Origin of the sequence: Amycolatopsis sp. SB7-3 (assembly GCF_041021335.1) — a bacterium.
Classification (GTDB): domain Bacteria; phylum Actinomycetota; class Actinomycetes; order Mycobacteriales; family Pseudonocardiaceae; genus Amycolatopsis; species Amycolatopsis japonica.
The window spans coordinates 1900264-1920182 of sequence record NZ_JBFPJQ010000001.1 but is presented as its reverse complement, the minus strand read 5'-3'; the positions used below and the strand labels follow the sequence as shown (position 1 = coordinate 1920182).

The window sequence follows — 19919 nt, the reverse complement described above, 5'->3', positions numbered from 1 at the left end:
TCGCTGTCAGGAGAGCGCCGCGAGTAGATTACGGGTTATTCCGCCCCGGGCGGCACTGGCATTTTGTCTCGCTGTGCCTCCGCCGGCCCAAAGGCTGAAACCACACTGAACCCTGACTCGCGAGATCACCCGATCAGTGTCTCGTGTGGCCCTTAGTGCACTTGGCGGATTCCGCACAAGGACGCGATCACCGCCATCGCGGAGGGGATGGGAAAGTATCCCAACGGCGGTAGTCGGCATGCAGGTTTGATCAGTGGGTCGGCTAAATTCAGCAGTAGCCCAGCCGCGCCAGCGTGTCGACGATGATCTCCGACGGGTGGAACTTGTCGACCCACGACTCGCCGCGGCGGTTCTGGTAGGTGTCGAGGAAGTTCTGCAGCTTGTCCCCGCGCATCTCGGTCAGCACGACGGTCTCGCCGAGGTGCTGCGGCGTCTCGGTGCGCTCGCGGTGCACGGCGCACGGCAGGCCGAGGTAGTAGCACTCGGCCGAAAGGCCGCCCGAGTCGGTGACGACGTACTCGGCCCGCGCGACCAGCGGCAGGAACTTCAGGTACCGCATCTTCGGCTGGATGATGAAGTTCTTCTCGTCGAACAGGTTCGCCAGGCCGAGCGCGCGGATCTTCTCGCGCTCGGGCGCGCCCGCCATGTAGAGGATCGGCATCTGCTTGCTCTGCTCGCGCAGGATCTCCAGCGCCTCGCGGTACTTGTCCGCGCGCGAGACCAGTTCGAAGCGGTGCAGGGTGGCGAGACCGAACTTCTCCGGCAGGCCCTCGACGTCGAGCGGCCCGTTGATGGCCATCCGCATCGCGTCGATCGCGGTGTTCGCCTCGGTGTCGACGACGACGCCGCGGGCGTTGCGGAGGTTGTTCACCTCACGCGCGCTGGGCGCGAAGTGCATGTCGACGATCTTCGCGGCGATCTTCCGGTTCAGCTCCTCCGGCAGCGGCGACATGATGCTGCCCGACCGCGCACCCGCCTCGACGTGCCCGACCCGCGACTTGAGGATCCGCTTCCCGATGAGCGAGCCGTACGGCGTGGTGAAGGTGTCGCCGTGCACCAGCACCAGCGGCGGACGCCCGTCCTCGACCAGCGCGGCCTTCAGTTCGGCCCGGCGGCCCCACGCGGTCCGCAGCACCTGCGCGGCCCAGCCCGGCACCTGCGCGGGCGACTCCAGGTTGTGCGCCTTCTCCTTCGGCACGAGCCAGACGTCGGGCTCGGGGAGGTCCAGGTCGGCGAGAACGTCCGAGACCTCGTCAACGTGCTGGGCGGTGAACCAGATCTTCGGCCGGACCCCGCGTTCGAGGATGCCGTGGTAGACCGGCGCGATTTTGATCAGTTCCGCCGTGGTGCCGAGAATGAAGGAAATCACCGGAAGAGCCATTCTGTCGGGGTCTGCGGTGCCCGAAGGATACTGGTGGGCCGCGCAAGGTAGCCTCGCCGGGGTGAGTGCGAATTCGCTCCTCCCGGCCCTGTCCGTCGTGATCCCGGTCTACAACGAGCAGGACTGGATCGATCGCAGTGTCGGCGCGCTGATCGCGTCGGCACAGGCGGCGAACTGGCCGGTCGAGGTTGTCGTGGTCGACGACGGAAGCACCGACGGCACCGGCGACAAGCTCGCCAAGCTGCAGAAACTGTACGGGATCACTGTCATCACCCAGCCGAACAGCGGTCGGTTCGAGGCGCGCCGGGCGGGGGTCGCGAAGGCGTCGGGCCGGCAGATCCTCCTGCTCGACAGCCGTGTGATCGTGGACACCCGTTCGCTCACGTTCCTCCGAGATCAGATCATGGATCACCCAGAGCGCACGGTGTGGAACGGTCACATCAACGTCGCGTCCGAACACAACCCGTATGCGGGATTCATCGCCGGGCTGGTCAAGATCCCGTGGCGCCGTTATTGCGCGAACCCACGGTTGATGTCGTTCGGTATCGAGGAGTTCGACGTCTTCCCGAAAGGGACCACATTCTTCTCTGCGCCGAAGGATGTCCTTGAGGACTCGGCCGACGCGTTCGTATCGCTCTTCGACGATGTGCGATTCGCGAGTGACGATACGGGTCTCCTGCGCGGGATCGCCGAACGTCACCGCATCTTCCTCGCCCCGGAGTTTTCGGCGACCTATCACGGTCGGGACTCTTTCAAGAAGTTCGTCTCGCAGTCCTACTTCCGTGGTACGACCTTCGTCGACTCGTACCTTGCCACCCCTGGTCCCGCTCGTAATGGTCTCTTCGTCGCCCTGGCTGTGGGAACCGCTGGCCTCGGTGTCGCCGCGAAGCACCCGAAGTCGGCTGCGGCGCTGGTCGCCACCGGGTCGGCCGTGGCGGGTGTCGCGGTGACCCGATTCGGAGCGACCACCGCGGAAGCGAAGGCGGTAGCCAAACTGGCGCCGGTGTTTGCGACTGGATTCGGCATCGGCGTGCTCCGCGGCTTGTTCTTTGCATTACGGGCACGGCTGCGCAAATGAGCAGTGAGACCGTGACCGGTGGAACCGACGGCCTGGCCAAAGACACCGGTAAGTCCGCCGGGCGGATCGGTGTCTGCATGCTGATCGGGATCGCGCTCGGGTATGTGCTGACGGTGGTCTGGGGTCGGACGTTACCGCCGGGCGACAACAAGGTCCTGCTGTCGTTCTGGGGAGTCCTGATGGGACTGGGCGCAGCGGTCTCGCCCTTGGAACAGGAGATCTCGCGTCAGTCCGCACATGCCGCCCTGAACGGCCGCAAAGTCGGGCGTCCCGCGTTGATCGTGTTCGTCACGAGCGTTGTGGCGATCACCGCCGTCGCGTCGTTCACGCTCTTGCCCCCGGTCACGGACCGGGTGTACGGCGGCCGTTTCTCCTTCGCGGTCATCGTGCTCGCTGGCGGGCTCTCGTTCGTCTTCCAGTTCGCCGCGCGCGGCCTGCTCATCGGGTACAACCAGGTTCGGTCCTACTCGTGGCTGCTCCTGGCCGAAGCCTCCGTGCGGGTCATCGTCGTAGGTGCTCTGGTCGTCGCCGGGCTGACCCAGCTCTTCTGGTTCGCGGTGGCCGCCGCAACCGGTTCGTTCGCGTGGCTGCTGTTCGCCCGTGGCGCGGCTCGTCTGGTAGATCATCGGCTCGATCGCGACGAACCGGCGAAACCGCAGGTCGCCAATATGCTGATGTTGCTTATGGGCGCGGGGCTGACCGCCAGCGTAATCACCGGCTATCCAGCGATGGTCAGCTTGCTCGCCCCGGCCGGAAACGACGCCCGGCTGGGGGTGCTCTTCCTGACCTTGTTCGTGGCCAGGACCCCGCTCATGCTGCTCTCGCCGGTGCAGGCGATCGCCGTGCCGACCGTGGTCAGGCTCTCCGCCACCGAGGACGGTAAGCATCGCCTGCGGCGACTGCTCGCCGCCGGTTCGGTCGGAGCCTTGGCGCTGGCGGCCCTGGGCGCGCTGGTCGGTTACCTGATCGGCCCGTGGGCGGTCGGGTTGGTCTACGGCGCGGACAAGAACCCCGAGGCATGGTGGGTAGCCGGGCTGGTCTGGTCTTCTGTGCTGATCGGCGCCATACAGCTGCTGGCGGCGGTACTCGTGGCACGGGCAAAGGCGGGCAAGGTACTGGTCACGTGGGCGGCCGTGGTCATTTCCACCGCGTTGGTCCTGCTGCTCCTCCCCGGCGACACCGTGTTCCGGGCAGTCGTCGGGTTGTCCCTCGGCCCGGCCATCGGGCTGGTTGTCGTCATCAGTTTCGTGCTCAGCAGCACTGGCGTCGAAGGCAACGACGAGGCATCTTAAACGTCCCGGTAGTGTGGCCGCGCCATCGCGCGCCGCGAGCGGGTGGCGTCTTGACGCCGAATAGGGTTGGACAGCGAATTCGATGAACGTTCTTTTGGTCTTGCTGGCGTTCTGGCTGCCGGGGCTCGTCTTCGGTGCCGCCATCCGGTTGCGCGGCTGGACCCTCGCCGCCGCGGCCCCGCTGCTGACCTTCGGCCTCGTCGCCATCGGCATCCCGATCCTCGGCCGCTTCGGCATCCGCTGGACGATGCTGAACGTCGGCCTTTGGGTGCTCCTGCTGTCCGTCGTCGGTTTCGCGCTGTCTTTCCTCGTGCTCCGCTTCACCGCGAAGCGTCACCCGGACTGGGCCGAGGACGAAGACGACGACGATTCGAAGCGTTCCCTGCGTGACCACCTGCTGATCGGTGCCGGTGTCCTGGTCGGTCTCGGCGTCGGCACGGTGACCTTCCTGCGCGGCTCGCACAGCCTGGAGAACGTCCAGCAGGGCTGGGACGCCCCCTTCCACGGCAACCTCGTGCGCTGGATCGCCGAACACGGTGACGCGCGCGCGTCGACCGTCGGCACCATCGCGAACCTGCCGAACCAGACCGACTACTTCTACCCGGACACCTACCACGCGCTGCTCGCCCTGGTCTTCGGCAAGGGCGGCCTGACGATGATGCCGACGCTGAACCTGGCGGCGCTCATGGTCGTGCTGACCGTCCCGGTCGGTGTCGCGGCGATGTGCCGCGCCTGGCGGATGCCGGTCCTCGCGACCGCGGCCGCGGCGGCCGTGTCCACCTGGTTCACCGCGTTCCCGTACGACTCGCTGTGGCGCGGTCCGCTGTGGCCGTACGTCGCCGGTGTGGCGCTCGTCCCCGCGATGCTCGCGCTCGCCCGCCTGCTGCTCAAGCCGAACGGCGTCGCCGGACCGCTCGCGATCGGCGTCGGCGTCGCCGGGCTGGCCGGCCTGCACACCAGCCTGATCTTCGTGATCATGGTCTACTTCCTGCTGATCTTGCTCGCGGTGCTGTTCCGCTTCGAGAAGATCGGCTGGCGCCGCAGCGCCGCCTCGCTGATCGCGACGATCGTGATGGCGGTCGTGCTCGGCGTGCCGCAGGTCCTTCCCGCGCTCTACAACGCCGGCGGTGTGACGAGCGCGTTCTGGGCCTCGGAGACCAGCGTGTCCGGCGCGCTCGGGCAGACGATCACGTTCTCGCCGATGGCGTCGTTCCCGCAGTGGTGGATCGGCATCCCGGCGATCATCGGCGTGTTCCTCCTGGTCAAGCACCGCCGGATGCTCTGGATGGTCGGCGCGTATGTGGTGCTCGGAGGCCTGTTCGCCGCGACGATCTCGCTGGAGACCCCGCTCATCCATACCCTGACCGGGCCGTTCTACAACGACCACTGGCGGCTCGGCGCGCTCGTCCCGCTGGCCGGTGCTGTCGCGTTCGGCGAGTTCGTGCACACCGCTTCGGGAAAGTTCGCCGAGAAGCTCGGCGAACGCAAACCGAATTTGAACCCGGTCACCGCGGCCATCGCTGGTGCGCTGGTGGTCGGGCTGGTGGTCACCGTGCTGAGCAGGGGTGGCTACATCGGCCGCAATTCTGCGCGGCTCGCGATGAACTACGGAGAGGACGGCCCTTCGGTCAGCAAGGGCGAGGAAGAGGCCTACGCCTGGCTCGGAAAGCACGTCGTGCCGGGCGAGCGCGTGATGAACGACAAGGCCGACGGCTCGGTGTGGATGTACGCGTTAGCTGGGGTCCAGCCGGTCGAGTGGAACTACTACGGCGCCGAGTTCACCACCAAGGCGGGCTGGCTGAGCGTGTTCCTCAACGACATCAACCGCGAGCCGCGCGTGCGCGAGGCGCTCACCGATCTCAAGGTCCGCTACGTGCTGGTCGGCAAGGGTAAGGTGGCCCCCAACGCGCAGTCCGCAGTAGGTCTTCAGCGGCTCGACATCACTCCGGGTTTCAAGCGCGTCTTCCACAACCTCGACGCGTCGGTTTACGAAATCGAAGGTCAGCAAGGTGTGGTCGCCGTGGGCGCCCCCGCCGGGTCCGACACCGCTCACGGCCAGTAAGAAGATAGAGTGATCCAGTGTCCAGTACGTCCGTGACCACCCGCCGCGTACTCATCGTGATGCCTGCTTTGAACGAGCAGGCCAGTGTCGGCGCGGTCATTTCCCAGGTCAAGCAGTCCTTGCCGGGCATGGACGTGCTGGTGGTCGACGACGGCTCGTCCGACGACACGGCCAAGCTCGCCCGCGCGGCGGGCGCGGAGGTGGCCCGCCTGTCGGTGAACCTCGGCGTCGGCGGGGCGATGCGCACCGGCTTCCGGTACGCGGCCGCCCGCGGCTACGACGTCGTCGTGCAGGTGGACGCGGACGGCCAGCACGATCCGGACGAGGTCGGCGCCCTGCTGGACGCGCTCGACGACGCCGACATCGCGATCGGTTCGCGGTTCGCCGGCAAGGGTTCGTACAAGGCCAGCGGCCCGCGGAAATACGCGATGGTCGTGCTCTCGGTCGTTTTCTCCCGGCTCGGGAAGACCAAGCTCACCGACGTGACCTCCGGGTTCAAGGCGATGGGCCCGCGCGCGATCAAACTGTTCGCCGCGTACTACCCGGCCGAATACCTCGGCGACACGGTCGAATCGCTGGTGATGGCGATCCGCGCCGAACTGAAGATCAAGGAAATCCCGGTGATCATGCGGGAACGGGCCGGTGGCACACCGAGCCATTCGCCGGTGAAATCGGCCGTCTACCTCGGCCGCGCCGGACTCGCCCTGCTGCTGGCGCTGGTGCGCCGCCGCCCCGCCGTCGACTCGTCGGATTCGGCGTAAAAGGAGCTGATTGTGGCTGGCTGGCGCATTCTCAGCATCGTCGTCGCCTGTCTGGTGCTGTTCGTCGTCCTCGAGATGATGCGGCGGCGGAAACTGCGGGAAAAGTACGCGGGTGTTTGGCTCGTCGTCGCTGTCGGAGTGGTCGTGCTTGCGCTAGTTCCGCAGGCAGCCGACTTCCTGGCGCGGATAACCGGTATGCAGACGCCGTCGAACTTCGTATTCCTCTTGGCCGGTGTCGTGCTGGCACTGGTCGCGTTGCATCTGTCGACCGAGGTCGGTCACCTCGAAGAAGAGGTTCGGACCTCCGTCGAGGAGATCGCGCTGCTCCGTTGCGAGCTCGCCGACGCCCAGCGTGACCTGGAAGAACGCGTCGCCGCGCTCGAAGCACGGACGGCCACGCCCGACAACGTCAAAGGGCTCCCCGAAGTGAGCCCCGCGCGCGCACGCTGATCGACGCCCTTTTCGCCGCCCCGCCGAGGTTGGGCGCCGTCCGCGTGCTCGCCGTCGACGGTCCTTCCGGCTCCGGGAAGTCCACGCTGGCCGGGAAGATCGTGGCCGAACTCGCCGGTCGCGGTGCCCGGGTGGCGCTGGTGAGCACCGACGAGTTCGCCACCTGGGACGAACCCGTTTCGTGGTGGCCGCGGCTGGAGTCCGGCGTGCTGGAACCGCTGCGCGCGGGCAGGCCCGGCCGCTACCGGCGGGTGGACTGGTCCACTGGCGTCCCACTGCCGGGTGAAGAGGTCGAGATCCCGGTCCCCGAGGTCCTGGTGCTGGAAGGCGTGTCCAGTGGGCGCGCGCGGATGCGGCCTTCGTTGTCCCTGCTGACCTGGCTCGATGGCGGCAGCGAGGCCGAACGTCTCGACCGCGCCGCCGCGCGGGACGGCGAGGGATCCAGGGCGGAACTGCGGCGCTGGCAGCTGTTCGAGCGCGGGTGGTTCGCCGTCGACGGGACCAGGGCCGCGGCGGATCGTGTGGTCACCTGTCGTGAGTGGTGAGGACGGTTCTAACCGTCCTTAGCACTCACGAGACGGGACCCAATGTCCTGCCGATGTCCTGTTCCTCCGGCACCCATTGGTTGTAGTGGTGGACACCCATTTGAGTCAGTGACCCGGCACTCTGCGCGTTAGTGGTCGGGAATTGATTACACTCCGTCCGGAATTGCGGACACTTTGCGGTCGTATTGGCCGTCGTGTAGCGCGATCGTAACCTCGCGTGCTTAAGTGCGGGCTGAGTTCCCGCTAGTGTCGGCGGGCACACCGATCGTCCGTGGAGTTCGAGTTACCGACCGACCGGACGGTGCCTAAACACCGAAAATCTCCTCAAGGGGTGCCAGATGCAGCAACTGCGGGTGACCCGAGCACGCCGTGTGGCCCTGATCGGGCTTGCCGGCGCACTCGCGGTCTCCATTTCCGCCTGTGCCGAATCGAAGCGTGAAGAAGGCGCAGGGGGTGGCTCGGGAGGCACCATGGTCTTCGGCGCCGCCGGTAACCCGAAGACTTTCGACCCGCTCTTCAACGACGACGGTGAGACCTTCCGCATCATCCGCCAGATGATGGACACCCTGATCATGAACAAGCCGGGGACCGCGGACCTCGAGCCCGGCCTGGCGGAGAAGTGGGAAGGCAGCAACGACGGCAAGACCTGGACCTTCAGCCTGAAGAAGGGCGTGAAGTTCCACGACGGCACCCCGTTCAACGCCGAAGCGGTCTGCTTCAACTTCAACCGCATGTTCAACATGAAGGGCGCCGCCGCCCAGAGCCAGATGATCTACTACGGCGACGTCTTCGAGGGCTTCGCCAAGAACGAGGGTGACGCCTCCGGCGCCCCGGTGTTCAAGGACTGCCAGGTCAAGGACGAGTCGACCGCCGTCCTGAACCTGAACAAGGCCAAGGGTGCCTTCCCGGCCGCCTTCACGCTGCCGTCGTTCTCGATCCAGAGCCCGGACGCGCTGAAGAAGTACAACGCGGACCAGGTCACCCAGAGCGGTGACTCGTTCCAGTACCCCGAGTACGCGCTGAAGCACCCGACCGGCACCGGCCCGTTCAAGTTCGAGAGCTGGGACCAGGCCAAGGGTGAGATCACGCTCTCCAAGGCCACCGACTCGCCGACCCAGACGGCCAAGCTCGACAAGCTGGTCTTCAAGGTCATCCCGGACGAGAACGCCCGCAAGCAGGCGCTCAAGGCCGGCGACATCCAGGGCTACGACTACCCGTCGCCCGCGGACTACGGCCTGCTGCGCAACGACGGCGAGCAGGTGCTCATCCGCCCGTCGTTCAACATCCTGTACCTGGGCATCAACCAGAAGAACAACCCGAAGCTGAAGGACCTCAAGGTCCGCCAGGCGCTGGCCTACGGCCTCAACCGCGCCCAGTTCGTGAAGTCGAAGCTCCCCGAGGGTGCCGAGACCGCGACCCAGTTCGTGCCGAAGGCGATCGACGGCTACAACGAGAACGTCACCAAGTACGACTACAACCTTCAGAAGGCGAAAGACCTGCTGAAGGAAGCCGGTGCCGAGGGCATGACCCTGAAGTTCTACTACCCGACCGAGGTCACCCGGCCGTACATGCCGAACCCGGCGGACATCTTCACCTCGCTGTCCGAGGACATGAAGGCCATGGGCATCAAGGTCGAGCCGATCGCCAAGCCGTGGAACGGTGGCTACAAGGACGACGTCCAGAAGGCGGGCAAGCAGGACGTGCACCTGCTCGGCTGGACCGGTGACTACAACGACGCCGGTAACTTCGTCGGCACCTTCTTCGGTCGCGAGAAGCCGGAGTTCGGCTTCAACAACCCGGAGCTCTTCTCGGCCATCTCGGCCGCGGACGCCGCGCCCGCCGGTGAGGCGCACACCAAGGCGTACCAGGAAGTGAACCAGAAGATCATGGAGTACCTGCCCGCCATCCCGATCTCCTACGGCCCCCCGGCGATCGTCGTCGGCCCGAAGGTGAAGGGTCTGGTGGCCAGCCCGCTGACCGACGAGCGCTTCTACACCGTCACGGTCAACTGATCCTCCACCACTAGTGGCTCAGGGGGTGGGTGCTACCGCGCCCACCCCCTGAAGTCCATCCCGGGCTGGCAACAAAGGAACGCACGTGCTCCGTTTTCTCGTGCGTCGGCTGCTACAAGCGATACCGACGCTCTTGATCCTGTCCATTTTGATCTTCGCCTGGCTCCGGTCCTTGCCCGGTGGCCCCGCCGGCGCCCTCCTGGGTGACAAGGCGACCCCGGAGAAGATCGCCGACCTGAACAAGCTTCTCGGCCTCGACGATCCGATCTTCGTCCAGTACTTCAAGTTCCTCGGCCGGGCGATCACCGGCGATTTCGGCAACTCGCTGGTCTCCGCCCAGCCGGTCATGTCGGAGATCGGGAACTTCCTCCCCGCCACCCTCGAGCTCGGCTTCTGCGCGATGCTCATCGCGGTGGGGCTCGGCATCCCGTTCGGCTATCTGTCCGCCCGCTTCCGCGGCGGTGCCGTCGACAACATCATCATCGTGCTCTCGCTGGTCGGGGTCGCGGTGCCGGTGTTCTTCCTCGGCTACATGATGCAGGACGCGCTGGCCGCTCCGCTCGGACTTCCGTCGCAGGGCCGTCAGATGGCGGGTCTCGACGCCACCACCGTCACCGGCTTCGCGGTCTTCGACGGCATCATCACCCAGGAATGGGACGCCGCCTGGGACGCGATCACCCACCTGATCCTTCCCGCGTTCGCGCTCGCCACCATCCCGCTCGCGGTGATCGTCCGGATCACCCGCGCGTCGGTGCTGGACGTGCTGAACGAGGACTTCATCCGCACGGCCAACTCGAAGGGCCTGACCCAGCCGATCGTCCGGCGTCGTCACGTGCTCCGCAACGGGCTCCTGCCGGTGGTCACCGTCATCGGCCTGCAGACCGGCGCGCTGCTCGGTGGCGCCGTGCTGACCGAGCGCGTGTTCAACTTCCGCGGCCTGGGCTTCCTGCTCGCCGAGGGCATCGAACGGCGTGACTACCCGCGTCTGCAGGCGCTGCTGCTGTTCGGCGCGCTGGTCTACGTGCTGGTGAACACGCTGGTCGACATCTCGTACGGGCTCATCGACCCGAGGGTGCGTGTCCGATGAACACATTGCTGAACAAGAAGAAGGAACCGATCGACAAGCTCGCCGCGACGTCGGCGAAGGGGCACAGCCTCGGTGGCGAGGCGGTCCGCCGCATGCTGCGGAGCCCGGTCGCGATCACCGGTGGCGTGATCACCCTGCTGTTCCTGCTGCTGGCGATCCTGGCGCCGTTCATCGCGCCGAAGGACCCGTACGAGCGGTACCTGCAGAGCGAGGTCATCCTCGGCCAGGGCATCATCCCCGGCGCACAGGCCGGTTTCCCGCTGGGCGTCGACGACTTCGGTCGCGACTACCTTTCGCGGCTGCTGGTCGGCGCGCAGAACACGCTGCTGGTCGGTGTGCTCGCGACGGTCATCGGCGTCGTGGTCGGCATGATCATCGGCGGTCTCGCCGGTGCCTTCGGCGGCTGGGTCGACACGGTGCTGATGCGCCTCGTCGACGTCATGCTGTCCGTGCCGTCGCTGTTGCTGGCGATCTCGGTCGCCGCGCTGTTCCAGAAGCCGAGCCAGTGGACCGTGATCGTGGCCGTGTCGATGGTCGGCGTGCCGATCTTCGCGCGGTTGCTGCGCGGTTCGATGCTCGCGCAGAGAAACAGCGACCATGTGCTCGCGGCGACGTCGCTCGGCGTCAAACGCGGGGCGATCGTGTTGCGGCACATGCTGCCCAACTCGCTCGGCCCGGTCATCGTGCAGGCCACGCTGACCCTGGCCACCGCGATCCTCGAGGCGGCGGCGCTGTCGTTCCTCGGTCTCGGCGACCCGGACCCGAACCGGGCGGAATGGGGCATCATGCTGAGCCGCAGCGCTCGGCAGTTCCTCGACATCCGTCCCGAGCTGGCGTACTACCCGGCCATCGCGATCATCATCGTCGCGCTCGGGTTCACCCTGCTCGGCGAGTCCTTGCGGGAAGCCCTCGATCCGAAGAACAGGCGGTGATCTTTCATGGCTCTCCTTGAAGTACGTGACCTCAAGGTCGTTTTCCAGCGACGAGGCGAGAAGCCGTTCACCGCGGTGGACGAGGTCAGTTTCGATGTCGAACCCGGCCAGACGGTCGGTCTCGTCGGTGAGTCCGGTTGCGGCAAGTCCGTGACCTCGCTGGCGATCATGCGGCTGCTCGCGAAGCGCGGCAACCAGGTCAGCGGTTCCGTGTCGTTCGAAGGCACGGATCTGCTTCGCCTGTCGGACAAGGAAATGCGGGACCGCCGGGGGCGCGACCTCGGCATGGTGTTCCAGGACCCGCTGTCCTCGCTGAACCCGGTCATCCCGATCGGGCTGCAGATCACCGAGGTGCTGGAGCGGCATCGCGGGATGGCGCGCAAGGCGGCGTCGGTGGAGGCGGCGGAACTGCTGGACAAGGTCGGCATCCCCGACCCGACCCGGCGGCTTTCCGAGTACCCGCACCAGCTTTCCGGCGGGATGCGGCAGCGCGCGCTGATCGCGATCGCGCTGGCGTGCCGTCCGCGGCTGCTCATCGCCGACGAGCCGACCACCGCGCTCGACGTGACGATCCAGGCGCAGATCCTCGCGCTGCTGCGGGAACTGGTGCAGGACACCGGGACCGCGTTGATCATGATCACGCACGACCTCGGTGTGGTCGCCGGTCTCTGCGACCAGGTCAACGTGCTCTACGGCGGCAAGATCGTCGAGCGGGCGGAGCGGCACGCGTTGTTCGCCGAGCCGCGGCATCCCTACACGCACGGCCTGCTCGCCTCGATCCCGCGTCTCGACGCGGGCCGTGGCGAGAAACTGATCCCCATCAAGGGATCCGTCGCCGACAACATCCCGTGGGACGGCGGCTGCGCGTTCGCGCCCCGCTGCCCGAACGCTCTCGGCGTGTGCCGGGAGGTTTCACCGCAGCTGACCCCGGATCGCAACGGGCTGCTGCGCTGCCACAACCCGGTGATCCCGGCCGTGGCCGCACGAGGAGGGGCCCGATGACCCACACGGTACCGCCGCAGGACGTGCTCCTGGAGGTCGACGATCTCAAGGTGCACTTCCCGATCAAACGCGGCATCGTGGTCGACCGCACGGTCGGGCACGTGTTCGCCGTCGACGGCGTCGATCTGGCCATCCGCCGGGGTGAGACCTACGGCCTGGTCGGGGAATCCGGCTGCGGGAAGTCCACTTTGGGCAGGGCGATCCTCCGGCTGACCGAGCTGACCGACGGCAAGGTCGTCTTCGACGGCACCGACGTGGCCGGGCTCAAGGGCGAGGAACTGCGCAAGGCCCGCCGCCGGATGCAGATGGTGTTCCAGGACCCGATGTCCTCTTTGGACCCTCGGCAGTCGGTCGAATCCATCCTGACCGAAGGGATGAAGGCGCACGGCCTCGACAAGGACAAGGAGGCGACGGCCAAGCGGCTGCGCGAACTCCTTGCCGCCGTGGGACTTCCCGAGTCCGCGCTGCGGAAGTACCCGCACGAGTTCTCGGGCGGTCAGCGTCAGCGCATCGGCATCGCGCGGGCACTGGCGGTCGAGCCGGACCTGATCGTCGCCGACGAACCGGTGTCCGCGCTGGACGTCTCGGTGCAGGCACAGGTGGTCAACCTCCTGGAGGATCTGCAGGAGAAGCTCGGGCTGACGTACCTGGTGATCGCGCACGACCTCGCGGTGGTGCGCCACATCTCCGACCGCATCGGCGTGATGTACCTCGGCTCGCTGGTCGAAGAGGCCGACGCGGACACGCTGTACGAGAACCCGCTGCACCCGTACACGCGGGCGCTGCTGTCGGCGATTCCCGTGCCGGACCCGACGGTGGAGGACACCCGTGAGCAGATCCTGCTCGCCGGTGACCTGCCCTCGCCGGCGCGGCCGCCGTCCGGCTGCCGGTTCCACACGCGGTGCCCGTGGAAGCAGCAGAGCCTGTGCGACACCGACCGCCCGCAGCTGCGGGAGATCGGCACCGGGCACCGGGTCGCGTGCCACTACGCGGAGGACATCCGCGACGGGCGGATCAAACCGCACGAGGTCAAGGCGGAACTCGTCGAGGCCGGGGAGCTGAACCCGGACGTCGGCGGACTGCCGGACGTCGGCTCGGCGGCGGAGATCCTCTAGTCCCGAAACGCGCGTGAAGGCCCCCTTCCCTCGGCTCAGCCGAGGGAAGGGGGCCTTCACGCGCTCCCCGCATTTAGTCCTCTGAATGCGTGCAGTCGGCGAGGGCGCGAAGCCGTCCGCATTCAGAGGACTAAATGCGGGGAGTACGGCCATCAGGCAGACTCGGTGTCATGCGGGTCACAGTGCTGGGAGCGTCGGGGCGGACGGGGATCCACGTGGTCCGGCTCCTGCGGGGGCGGGGACATCAGGTGCGGGCGGGCCTGCGCAGCCGCCGCCGCGCCGAGCAGGTCGCTGGGCTCGGCGCCGAAACCGTGGTCGCGGACGTCACCGCCGACGCGGACGACCTCGTCGAGGCGCTCGCCGGATCCGAAGTGGTGATCAGCGCGATCGGCGCGCCCGATCCGGATCAGGCCTCGGTCGACCTCGTCGACCGCGACGGCGTGATCACCGCGATCCGCGCGGCGGAGAAGGCGGGCGTCGCGCGGTTCGTGCAGCTTTCCGCGCAGTTCGCGGATTCGCCGGATCAGGGTGATCGCCTGGTGCGGTCGATCCTGATGGCGAAGCAGATCTCCGACAGTGTCCTGCGCCGTTCGAGCCTGAACTGGACGATCGTCCGGCCCGGCACGCTCACCGACGACCAGCCCACCGGCCACGTCAAGATCGCCGGTCACCTCGAACCGGGCCGTGTTTCCCGCGCCGACGTCGCGGCCGTCCTGGTCGCGACGCTGGAAGAGCCGCTCGCCGAGAATCAGGGTTTCGACGTCATCGGCGGGGAGATCCCTATTCCGTCGGCGCTGGCGTCGTTGGGCTGAGCGCCTTCTTCCGCTCCCGCGCGGCCCGCAGGTTCGCGACGTTCCCGCAGGTGCGCACGTCGTGCCAGACGCCGCTGTTGTTGCGCGAGACGTCGTAGAAGGCCGAACGGCAGCCGTCGAGCCGGCACAGTTTCAGCCGCGACCAGATCCCGGCCTGCTGCGCGAGCAGCGTCTCCGTCCACAGCGCCGAAGCGAGCCACTGCCGCCCGGTGCCGGAGGGGAACAGCCGGACGACGCCGTCACGCAGGTCGAGATCGGCCTTGACCGGCTTGCCGAGGTCCGTTTCGTCACCGTCCACGAGCGAAACGAACGACGCGCGAAGGTCGCGAAGAGCGCGAAGGTCGCCCGGACCGAGCGAGATGTCGGGTGCCTCGGAGTCCCGGGCTCGCGACCATTCCGCCAGCGCCTCGGCGGCCCAAGGCCGTGCCAGGTCGGCGTCGCTCAGCAGGTCGAGGCCGTAGGTCTTGATCGCCTTGGTGTTGAGGAAGTCCTGAACGAGCGCCAGCCCCGAGGGGGCGGTGCGTAACCGGTACCGGTCCGTCGCGGTCCATGACATAGGTCAAGCGTACTTGACTCTGTCGAGTCGCGTCGCCATCCTGACGACAGAGGCAAAAGCCGAACACTTCTGTCAAGGGAGCAAGTCATGACCTCCATCGAAGGCGCCGTCGTCCTGGTCACCGGCGGGCAGCGCGGGCTCGGCAAGGCGTTCGTCGCCGAACTGCTCGACCGCGGCGCCGCCAAGGTCTACGCGACCGCCAGGTCGCCGCGCGAGGAGACCGATCCGCGGATCGTCCCGCTTCCGCTCGACGTCACCGACCCGGAATCCGTCCGCGCGCTGGCCGAGAAGGCGGGCGACGTGACGATCGTCTTCAACAACGCCGGCGTCCTCGGGCTCGGCTCGCTGTTGGGCGACGGCGTCGACGCGCACCGTCCGGTCTTCGAGACGAACGTCTTCGGTGCGCTGCGCGTCGCGCAAGCGTTTGCGCCGCAGCTCAAGGACGGTGGTGCGCTGGTCAACGTGCACTCGGTCCTGTCGTGGGCGGCGGGCTCGGGGTCCTACGGCGCCTCGAAGGCGGCGTTCTGGTCGCTCACCAATTCGCTCCGCATCGAGTTCGCCGAGCAGGGCACCCAGGTGGTCGGCGTGCACCTCGGCTACACCGACACCGACATGACCCAGGGCCTCGACATCCCCAAGAACGACCCTCGCGATGTCGCCCGCCAGGTCGTCGACGGCTTGGAAAAGGGCGAGACCGAGGTGCTCACCGACGACCTCACCCGCCGGGTCAAGGCCGCGCTGTCCGGTCCGGTCGAGCATCTCGGCACCAGCCGGATCGGCGCCTAGAAAACCGTTGGCGGGAGGTCGCCGGTCCGAGGTAGCTTCGCCGCCATGTGTGCCCCCGCGTTCACCCGGATCCGCCGCGCCTAGCGGCGGATTCCCGGCTTTCGGCAAGGAACCGCCGCCCGAGCGAGTCATCGCCGGGCGAGCCTCGTGCTGCCCGGCTCACCTCGAAGCCGCGGAGATCCCTTGCGCACACAGCGTCCTGGCCGTCATGAACTCGGCCAGAACTTCCTCATCGACCGGAACATCATCGAAACCGTCGTGAAGCTCGTCGACGGCACGACCGGGCCGATCATCGAATTCGGCACGGGCGACGGCGCCCTGACCCTGCCGCTGGAACGGCTCGGCAGGCCGCTGACCGGCGTCGAGATCGACGACCGCCGCACCGCCCGGCTGGCGGGCCGCGTCCAGCCGACGACGAAGATCGTCACCGCGGACTTCCTGCGGTTCCCGTTGCCGAAGACACCCCATGTGCTGGTGGGGAACCTGCCGTTCCACCTGACCACCGCGACCCTGCGCCACGTCCTCGCCGCTCCCGGGTGGACGGACGCCGTCCTGCTCATGCAGTGGGAGGTGGCGCGCCGCCGGGCCGGGGTCGGTGGCGCGACCATGATGACCGCGCAGTGGTGGCCGTGGTTCGACTTCCGGCTGGCGGGCCGGGTGCCTGCGGAGGCGTTCCGCCCCAGGCCGGGCGTCGACGGCGGTCTGCTCACCATGACCCGGCGTGAGCGTCCGCTCGTCGGCGACGCGGATCGTGCGCGCTACCAGGACTTCGTGCGGCAGGTGTTCACCAGGCCCGGCCGGGACGTCGTGCCCAAACGGCTCACCGCACGCCAGTGGGCTGAGGCGTTTCGGCTTCGGCGAGGAAATCCGGCTCGCGCACGCGGCGTTTCGTCGAACCGAACAGGACGCCGCCGATGACGACGGCCGCCGCGACGATCTCCACCGGCGAAGGCCGCTCGTCGAGGACCAGGAACGCCATCGACAGCCCGACCACCGGAACCAGCAGGGAGAACGGCGCGACCACGCCCGCCGGGTTGCGGCGCATCAGCGACGTCCAGATCCCGGAGCCGACGATCGTGCCGAACAGCACGACGTAGGCGAGGCCGCCGAGCCCGATCAGCCCGGTCGTCGTGCCGAGCGTGCTCAGTGAGTGCCCGATCTCGGCGGGGCCCTCCATGACCAGCGACAGCGCGAACATCGGCAGCGGCGGCACCACGGACATCCAGAGGACGAAATTCAGCGGGTTGTCCGGTGCCGCCTGCCGGGTGCTGAGGTTGCCGAACGCCCAGCTCAGCGCGCCGAGCAGGGTCAGGATCACCGGCAGCAGGGCGGCGTTCCCGGCCTGCTGCCAGGCGATCGTCGCCATCCCGGCGACGGCGAGCAGGATCCCGGCGAGTTGCCGTCCGGACACGCGTTCGCGCAGGAAGACGGCGCCGAGCAGCACGGTGAACGGGGCCGACGCCTGCAGCACGAGCGACGCGAGACCGGTCGGCATACCGGTGTCCATCGCGATGAAGAGGAACACGAACTGCCCGGTGCCGAAGCCCAGCCCGTAGCCGAGCAGGTGGCGGATCTTCACCTTCGGCCACGGGACGAACAGGATCGTCGGGATCGCGATGACCGCGAAGCGCAGCCCGCCGGCGAAGACGGGCGGGAACTGGCCGAGGGTGGCGTGGATGGCGAGGAAGTTGCAGCCCCAGAGGACGGCGACGAACAGGGCGAGCAGACGATCGCGGGCGGGCATGTCTTCACTCTTACGTGGAACGACCCTTTAGGACCAGCGAGAATATTTGCAGCGATCGTTCAGTTCGGCTTCACATATGCTGACGCTATGGACATCGGCCGGTTGCGGACCCTGCGGGAGTTCGCCGATCGCGGCAGCGTGACGGCGGCCGCGAAAGCGTTGCACTGCACGCCGTCCGCGGTCTCCCAGCAGCTGCGCGCCTTGCAGGGTGACGTCGGTCTCGCGCTGACGGAACCGGCCGGACGCGGCCTGCGGCTGACCGACGCGGGCCGCGCGCTGGTCGCCCGCGCGGACGACGTACTCGCCGCGCTGGAGCGGGCGGAGTCCGAATTGGACACTTATCGCAGCGCCCCGCGCGGCCGGGTCCGGGTGGCGATCTTCCAGTCCGCCGGGCTGATGCTGTTGCCTGGGCTGCTGCACCGGACGGCGGAGTTCGACGGCCTGGACGTCATCGTGCGCGACGTCGACATGACCCCGCCGGAGGTCCCCGGGCTCGTCGCGGATTACGACATCGTGGTGGCGCACCGGGACGAGCACGCGCCGTCGCTCGGCTCGGACCGGCTGGAGACCCGGCATCTGCTGCGGGAACCGCTCGATGTCGCGCTCCCCGCCGGGCATCGGCTCGCGAAGCGCCGCCGCATCGAACTCGCCGAACTGGCCGACGAACGCTGGATCAGCGTCAACGCCGGCTTCCCGGTGGACGACATCCTCCAGTCGCTGATCATCCGCACCGGCGTGCGACCGCAGGTGGTCCAGCGCATCAACGACTTCCGCATCACCGAACGGCTCGTCGCCGCCGGGCACGGGATCGCGCTCCTTCCCCGGTACACAATGGACACCCGGCGCGGCAGCGGTCTGGTCTGCCGTCCGCTCGCCGGGATCAAGGCGGCCCGGCACGTGGAGGCGGTCTACCGGCTCGGTGCGTCCTCGCGGCCCGCGGTGGCGAAGGTGCTCGACGCGCTCGCCGACGAGGTCGGCGCGCTCACGGGCGAGCGTGACTCTTCAGGTGGTCCAAGGCGATCTTGAGCGCGTCGGCGATCGGCGTGACGTCGTGGCGCAGGTGGGCCATCAGCAGGCCACCCTGCACACAGGTCAGCGCGGCCTGCGCGAGCCTCCCCGGGTCTGCGCCTTCGACCAGTTTTCCCTGTTCCCGCAACGATTCCAGGCCGCGCTGGAGATGCGATTCCCATTCGCGGTAAGCCTTGTCCAGCAGCGGCGCCATTTTGGGGTCGTCCCCGAGTTCGCCGGTGAGATTGCCCAGCGGACAGGCGATCGGCCCTTTGGGCGTGGTTTGGATGGCCAGGATCTCCCTGGCCCACTGGTCGAAATCGGCCCAGTCGTGCAGCTCGAAGATGGTCGGCTGGTTGCCGAGGATGTTTTCGAGGAAGCGGGTGATGACCGCTTCGACGAGCTGATCCTTGTTCTTGAAGTAGTGGTACATCTGCGATTTCCCGGCCCCGCTGGCCGCGAGCACCTTGTCGACGCTCGTCCCGGCGACGCCGTGGACGTACATCAGCTCCGCCGCCGCGTCGACGATGGCGTCCCTCGTCATCCGCCCCTGCGGGGTCTTCGCCGGTTGACCGCTCATGTACCGAATAGTACAGTCGGCGTCACTGTACCGATCAGTACAACCGAAGGAGCCGACCGTGGGGGATCTCAACACCGAACTCGCCGAGCTGCGGGAATCCGTCGCGAGCCATGTTCCGGCGGAGGTCGCCGAGGTGCTCAAGGCCGACCGCGCGACGTTCGTCGGGGTGGTCGCCGAGGCGGCCGCGAAACCGGGGACGCCGATGCCGGATCTCGCGCTGCCGGACGCCGGTGGCGATCGGGTGCGGGTCGCGGACGGGCCCGCGGTCGTGGTGTTCTATCGCGGCGCGTGGTGTCCGTACTGCAACCTCGCGCTGCGCACGTATCAGCAGGAGCTGGTGCCGGAGCTGGAGAAACTGGGCGTGAAGCTGGTCGCGGTCAGCCCGCAGCTGCCGGACGGCTCACTGTCCACAAAGGATCTGGAGTTCGCCGTCCTGTCCGATGTGGACAACGAGCTCGGGCGCGCGCTCGGCATCACGTTCCGGCTGGCCCCGGAGACGAAACCGGCGTTCGACACGCTCATCGGCGACGTCGAGAAGATCAACGGGGCGGCGGAATGGGAGCTGCCGTATCCGACCGTCCTGGTCGTGGACGGCGAAGGCGTCATCCGGTACATCGACGTGCACCCGGACTACACCACGCGCACCGACCCGGCCGACGTCCTGGCCGCGGTGAAAGCCCTGTAGAAGCGCGTGAAGGCCTCCTTCCCTCGGCTCA

Annotated in this window: 20 protein-coding genes; 16 read left to right on the top strand and 4 right to left on the bottom strand. The window is 67.7% G+C overall.

Translation table 11 applies throughout. From position 1 onward, the window contains the following. Window positions 1-268 precede the first annotated feature (268 nt). A complete protein-coding gene (locus AB8M46_RS09355; protein ID WP_037334923.1) occupies window positions 269-1381 on the bottom strand; it encodes a UDP-N-acetylglucosamine 2-epimerase in 1113 nt (370 codons plus the stop codon). A 61-nt stretch (window positions 1382-1442) separates the two neighbouring features. On the opposite strand from AB8M46_RS09355, the gene AB8M46_RS09350 reads away from it, so the two are divergent. The 12 genes from AB8M46_RS09350 (at window position 1443) to AB8M46_RS09295 (ending at window position 14529) form a co-directional block, all read left to right on the top strand. Next, complete coding sequence (locus AB8M46_RS09350) at window positions 1443-2459, top strand: glycosyltransferase family 2 protein (RefSeq protein WP_394360869.1); 1017 nt, start codon at window positions 1443-1445, stop codon at window positions 2457-2459. Next, window positions 2456-3751 (top strand): lipopolysaccharide biosynthesis protein, encoded by a 1296-nt coding sequence (locus tag AB8M46_RS09345; protein WP_394360077.1) that lies wholly within the window; start codon window positions 2456-2458, stop codon window positions 3749-3751. Before AB8M46_RS09350 ends, AB8M46_RS09345 begins: the two co-directional genes overlap by 4 nt. 82 nt (window positions 3752-3833) lie before the next feature. Beyond that, the gene (locus tag AB8M46_RS09340; RefSeq protein WP_394360076.1) at window positions 3834-5813 is read left to right on the top strand and encodes a DUF6541 family protein; all 1980 of its coding nucleotides are present in this window, start codon (window positions 3834-3836) and stop codon (window positions 5811-5813) included. A 59-nt stretch (window positions 5814-5872) separates the two neighbouring features. Beyond that, window positions 5873-6574 (top strand): glycosyltransferase family 2 protein, encoded by a 702-nt coding sequence (locus AB8M46_RS09335; protein WP_394360868.1) that lies wholly within the window; start codon window positions 5873-5875, stop codon window positions 6572-6574. Window positions 6575-6586: 12 nt separating this feature from the next. Beyond that, complete coding sequence (locus AB8M46_RS09330; protein WP_394360075.1) at window positions 6587-7024, top strand: DUF2304 domain-containing protein; 438 nt, start codon at window positions 6587-6589, stop codon at window positions 7022-7024. Further along, window positions 7021-7569, top strand: coding sequence for a uridine kinase (locus AB8M46_RS09325; protein WP_394360867.1), 549 nt, complete (start codon window positions 7021-7023; stop codon window positions 7567-7569). Before AB8M46_RS09330 ends, AB8M46_RS09325 begins: the two co-directional genes overlap by 4 nt. 470 nt (window positions 7570-8039) lie before the next feature. Continuing rightward, window positions 8040-9581, top strand: a complete 1542-nt coding sequence (locus AB8M46_RS09320) for an ABC transporter substrate-binding protein (RefSeq protein ID WP_081975726.1) — start codon at window positions 8040-8042, stop codon at window positions 9579-9581. Between the two features lie 85 nt (window positions 9582-9666). Continuing rightward, a complete protein-coding gene (locus AB8M46_RS09315; RefSeq protein WP_037334940.1) occupies window positions 9667-10668 on the top strand; it encodes an ABC transporter permease in 1002 nt (333 codons plus the stop codon). Continuing rightward, window positions 10665-11600, top strand: coding sequence for an ABC transporter permease (locus AB8M46_RS09310; RefSeq protein ID WP_037334943.1), 936 nt, complete (start codon window positions 10665-10667; stop codon window positions 11598-11600). The genes AB8M46_RS09315 and AB8M46_RS09310 overlap by 4 nt, the downstream gene beginning before the upstream one ends. A 6-nt stretch (window positions 11601-11606) precedes the next feature. Further along, window positions 11607-12602 (top strand): ABC transporter ATP-binding protein, encoded by a 996-nt coding sequence (locus AB8M46_RS09305; protein WP_125733134.1) that lies wholly within the window; start codon window positions 11607-11609, stop codon window positions 12600-12602. Continuing rightward, a complete protein-coding gene (locus AB8M46_RS09300; RefSeq protein WP_037334948.1) occupies window positions 12599-13717 on the top strand; it encodes an ABC transporter ATP-binding protein in 1119 nt (372 codons plus the stop codon). Before AB8M46_RS09305 ends, AB8M46_RS09300 begins: the two co-directional genes overlap by 4 nt. Before the next feature lie 170 nt (window positions 13718-13887). Beyond that, window positions 13888-14529 (top strand): SDR family oxidoreductase, encoded by a 642-nt coding sequence (locus AB8M46_RS09295; RefSeq protein ID WP_037334951.1) that lies wholly within the window; start codon window positions 13888-13890, stop codon window positions 14527-14529. On the opposite strand, the gene AB8M46_RS09290 is transcribed toward AB8M46_RS09295, so the two are convergent. Next, the gene (locus tag AB8M46_RS09290; protein WP_394360074.1) at window positions 14498-15085 is read right to left on the bottom strand and encodes a CGNR zinc finger domain-containing protein; all 588 of its coding nucleotides are present in this window, start codon (window positions 15083-15085) and stop codon (window positions 14498-14500) included. The two genes, AB8M46_RS09295 and AB8M46_RS09290, sit on opposite strands and share 32 nt — an antisense overlap. Window positions 15086-15172: 87 nt before the next feature. Between AB8M46_RS09290 and AB8M46_RS09285 the strand changes: the two genes are divergently transcribed. Next, complete coding sequence (locus AB8M46_RS09285) at window positions 15173-15871, top strand: SDR family oxidoreductase (protein WP_394360073.1); 699 nt, start codon at window positions 15173-15175, stop codon at window positions 15869-15871. A 183-nt stretch (window positions 15872-16054) separates the two neighbouring features. Continuing rightward, window positions 16055-16789, top strand: coding sequence for a 23S ribosomal RNA methyltransferase Erm (gene erm / locus AB8M46_RS09280; RefSeq protein ID WP_394360072.1), 735 nt, complete (start codon window positions 16055-16057; stop codon window positions 16787-16789). Here erm and AB8M46_RS09275 read toward each other — a convergent pair. After that, the gene (locus AB8M46_RS09275; RefSeq protein WP_037334961.1) at window positions 16692-17615 is read right to left on the bottom strand and encodes an EamA family transporter; all 924 of its coding nucleotides are present in this window, start codon (window positions 17613-17615) and stop codon (window positions 16692-16694) included. The two genes, erm and AB8M46_RS09275, sit on opposite strands and share 98 nt — an antisense overlap. Before the next feature lie 87 nt (window positions 17616-17702). Here AB8M46_RS09275 and AB8M46_RS09270 point away from each other — a divergent pair, with 87 nt between their 5' ends. Next, window positions 17703-18641, top strand: coding sequence for a LysR family transcriptional regulator (locus AB8M46_RS09270; protein WP_016337925.1), 939 nt, complete (start codon window positions 17703-17705; stop codon window positions 18639-18641). On the opposite strand, the gene AB8M46_RS09265 is transcribed toward AB8M46_RS09270, so the two are convergent. Further along, window positions 18598-19203: a TetR/AcrR family transcriptional regulator gene (locus AB8M46_RS09265; RefSeq protein ID WP_394360071.1), complete on the bottom strand. Its 606-nt coding sequence runs from the start codon at window positions 19201-19203 to the stop codon at window positions 18598-18600. The genes AB8M46_RS09270 and AB8M46_RS09265 overlap by 44 nt on opposite strands. Before the next feature lie 58 nt (window positions 19204-19261). Here AB8M46_RS09265 and AB8M46_RS09260 point away from each other — a divergent pair, with 58 nt between their 5' ends. Further along, entirely contained in the window at window positions 19262-19888 is a 627-nt protein-coding gene (locus AB8M46_RS09260; protein ID WP_037334967.1) for a peroxiredoxin-like family protein, read from the top strand. Window positions 19889-19919 lie beyond the last annotated feature (31 nt).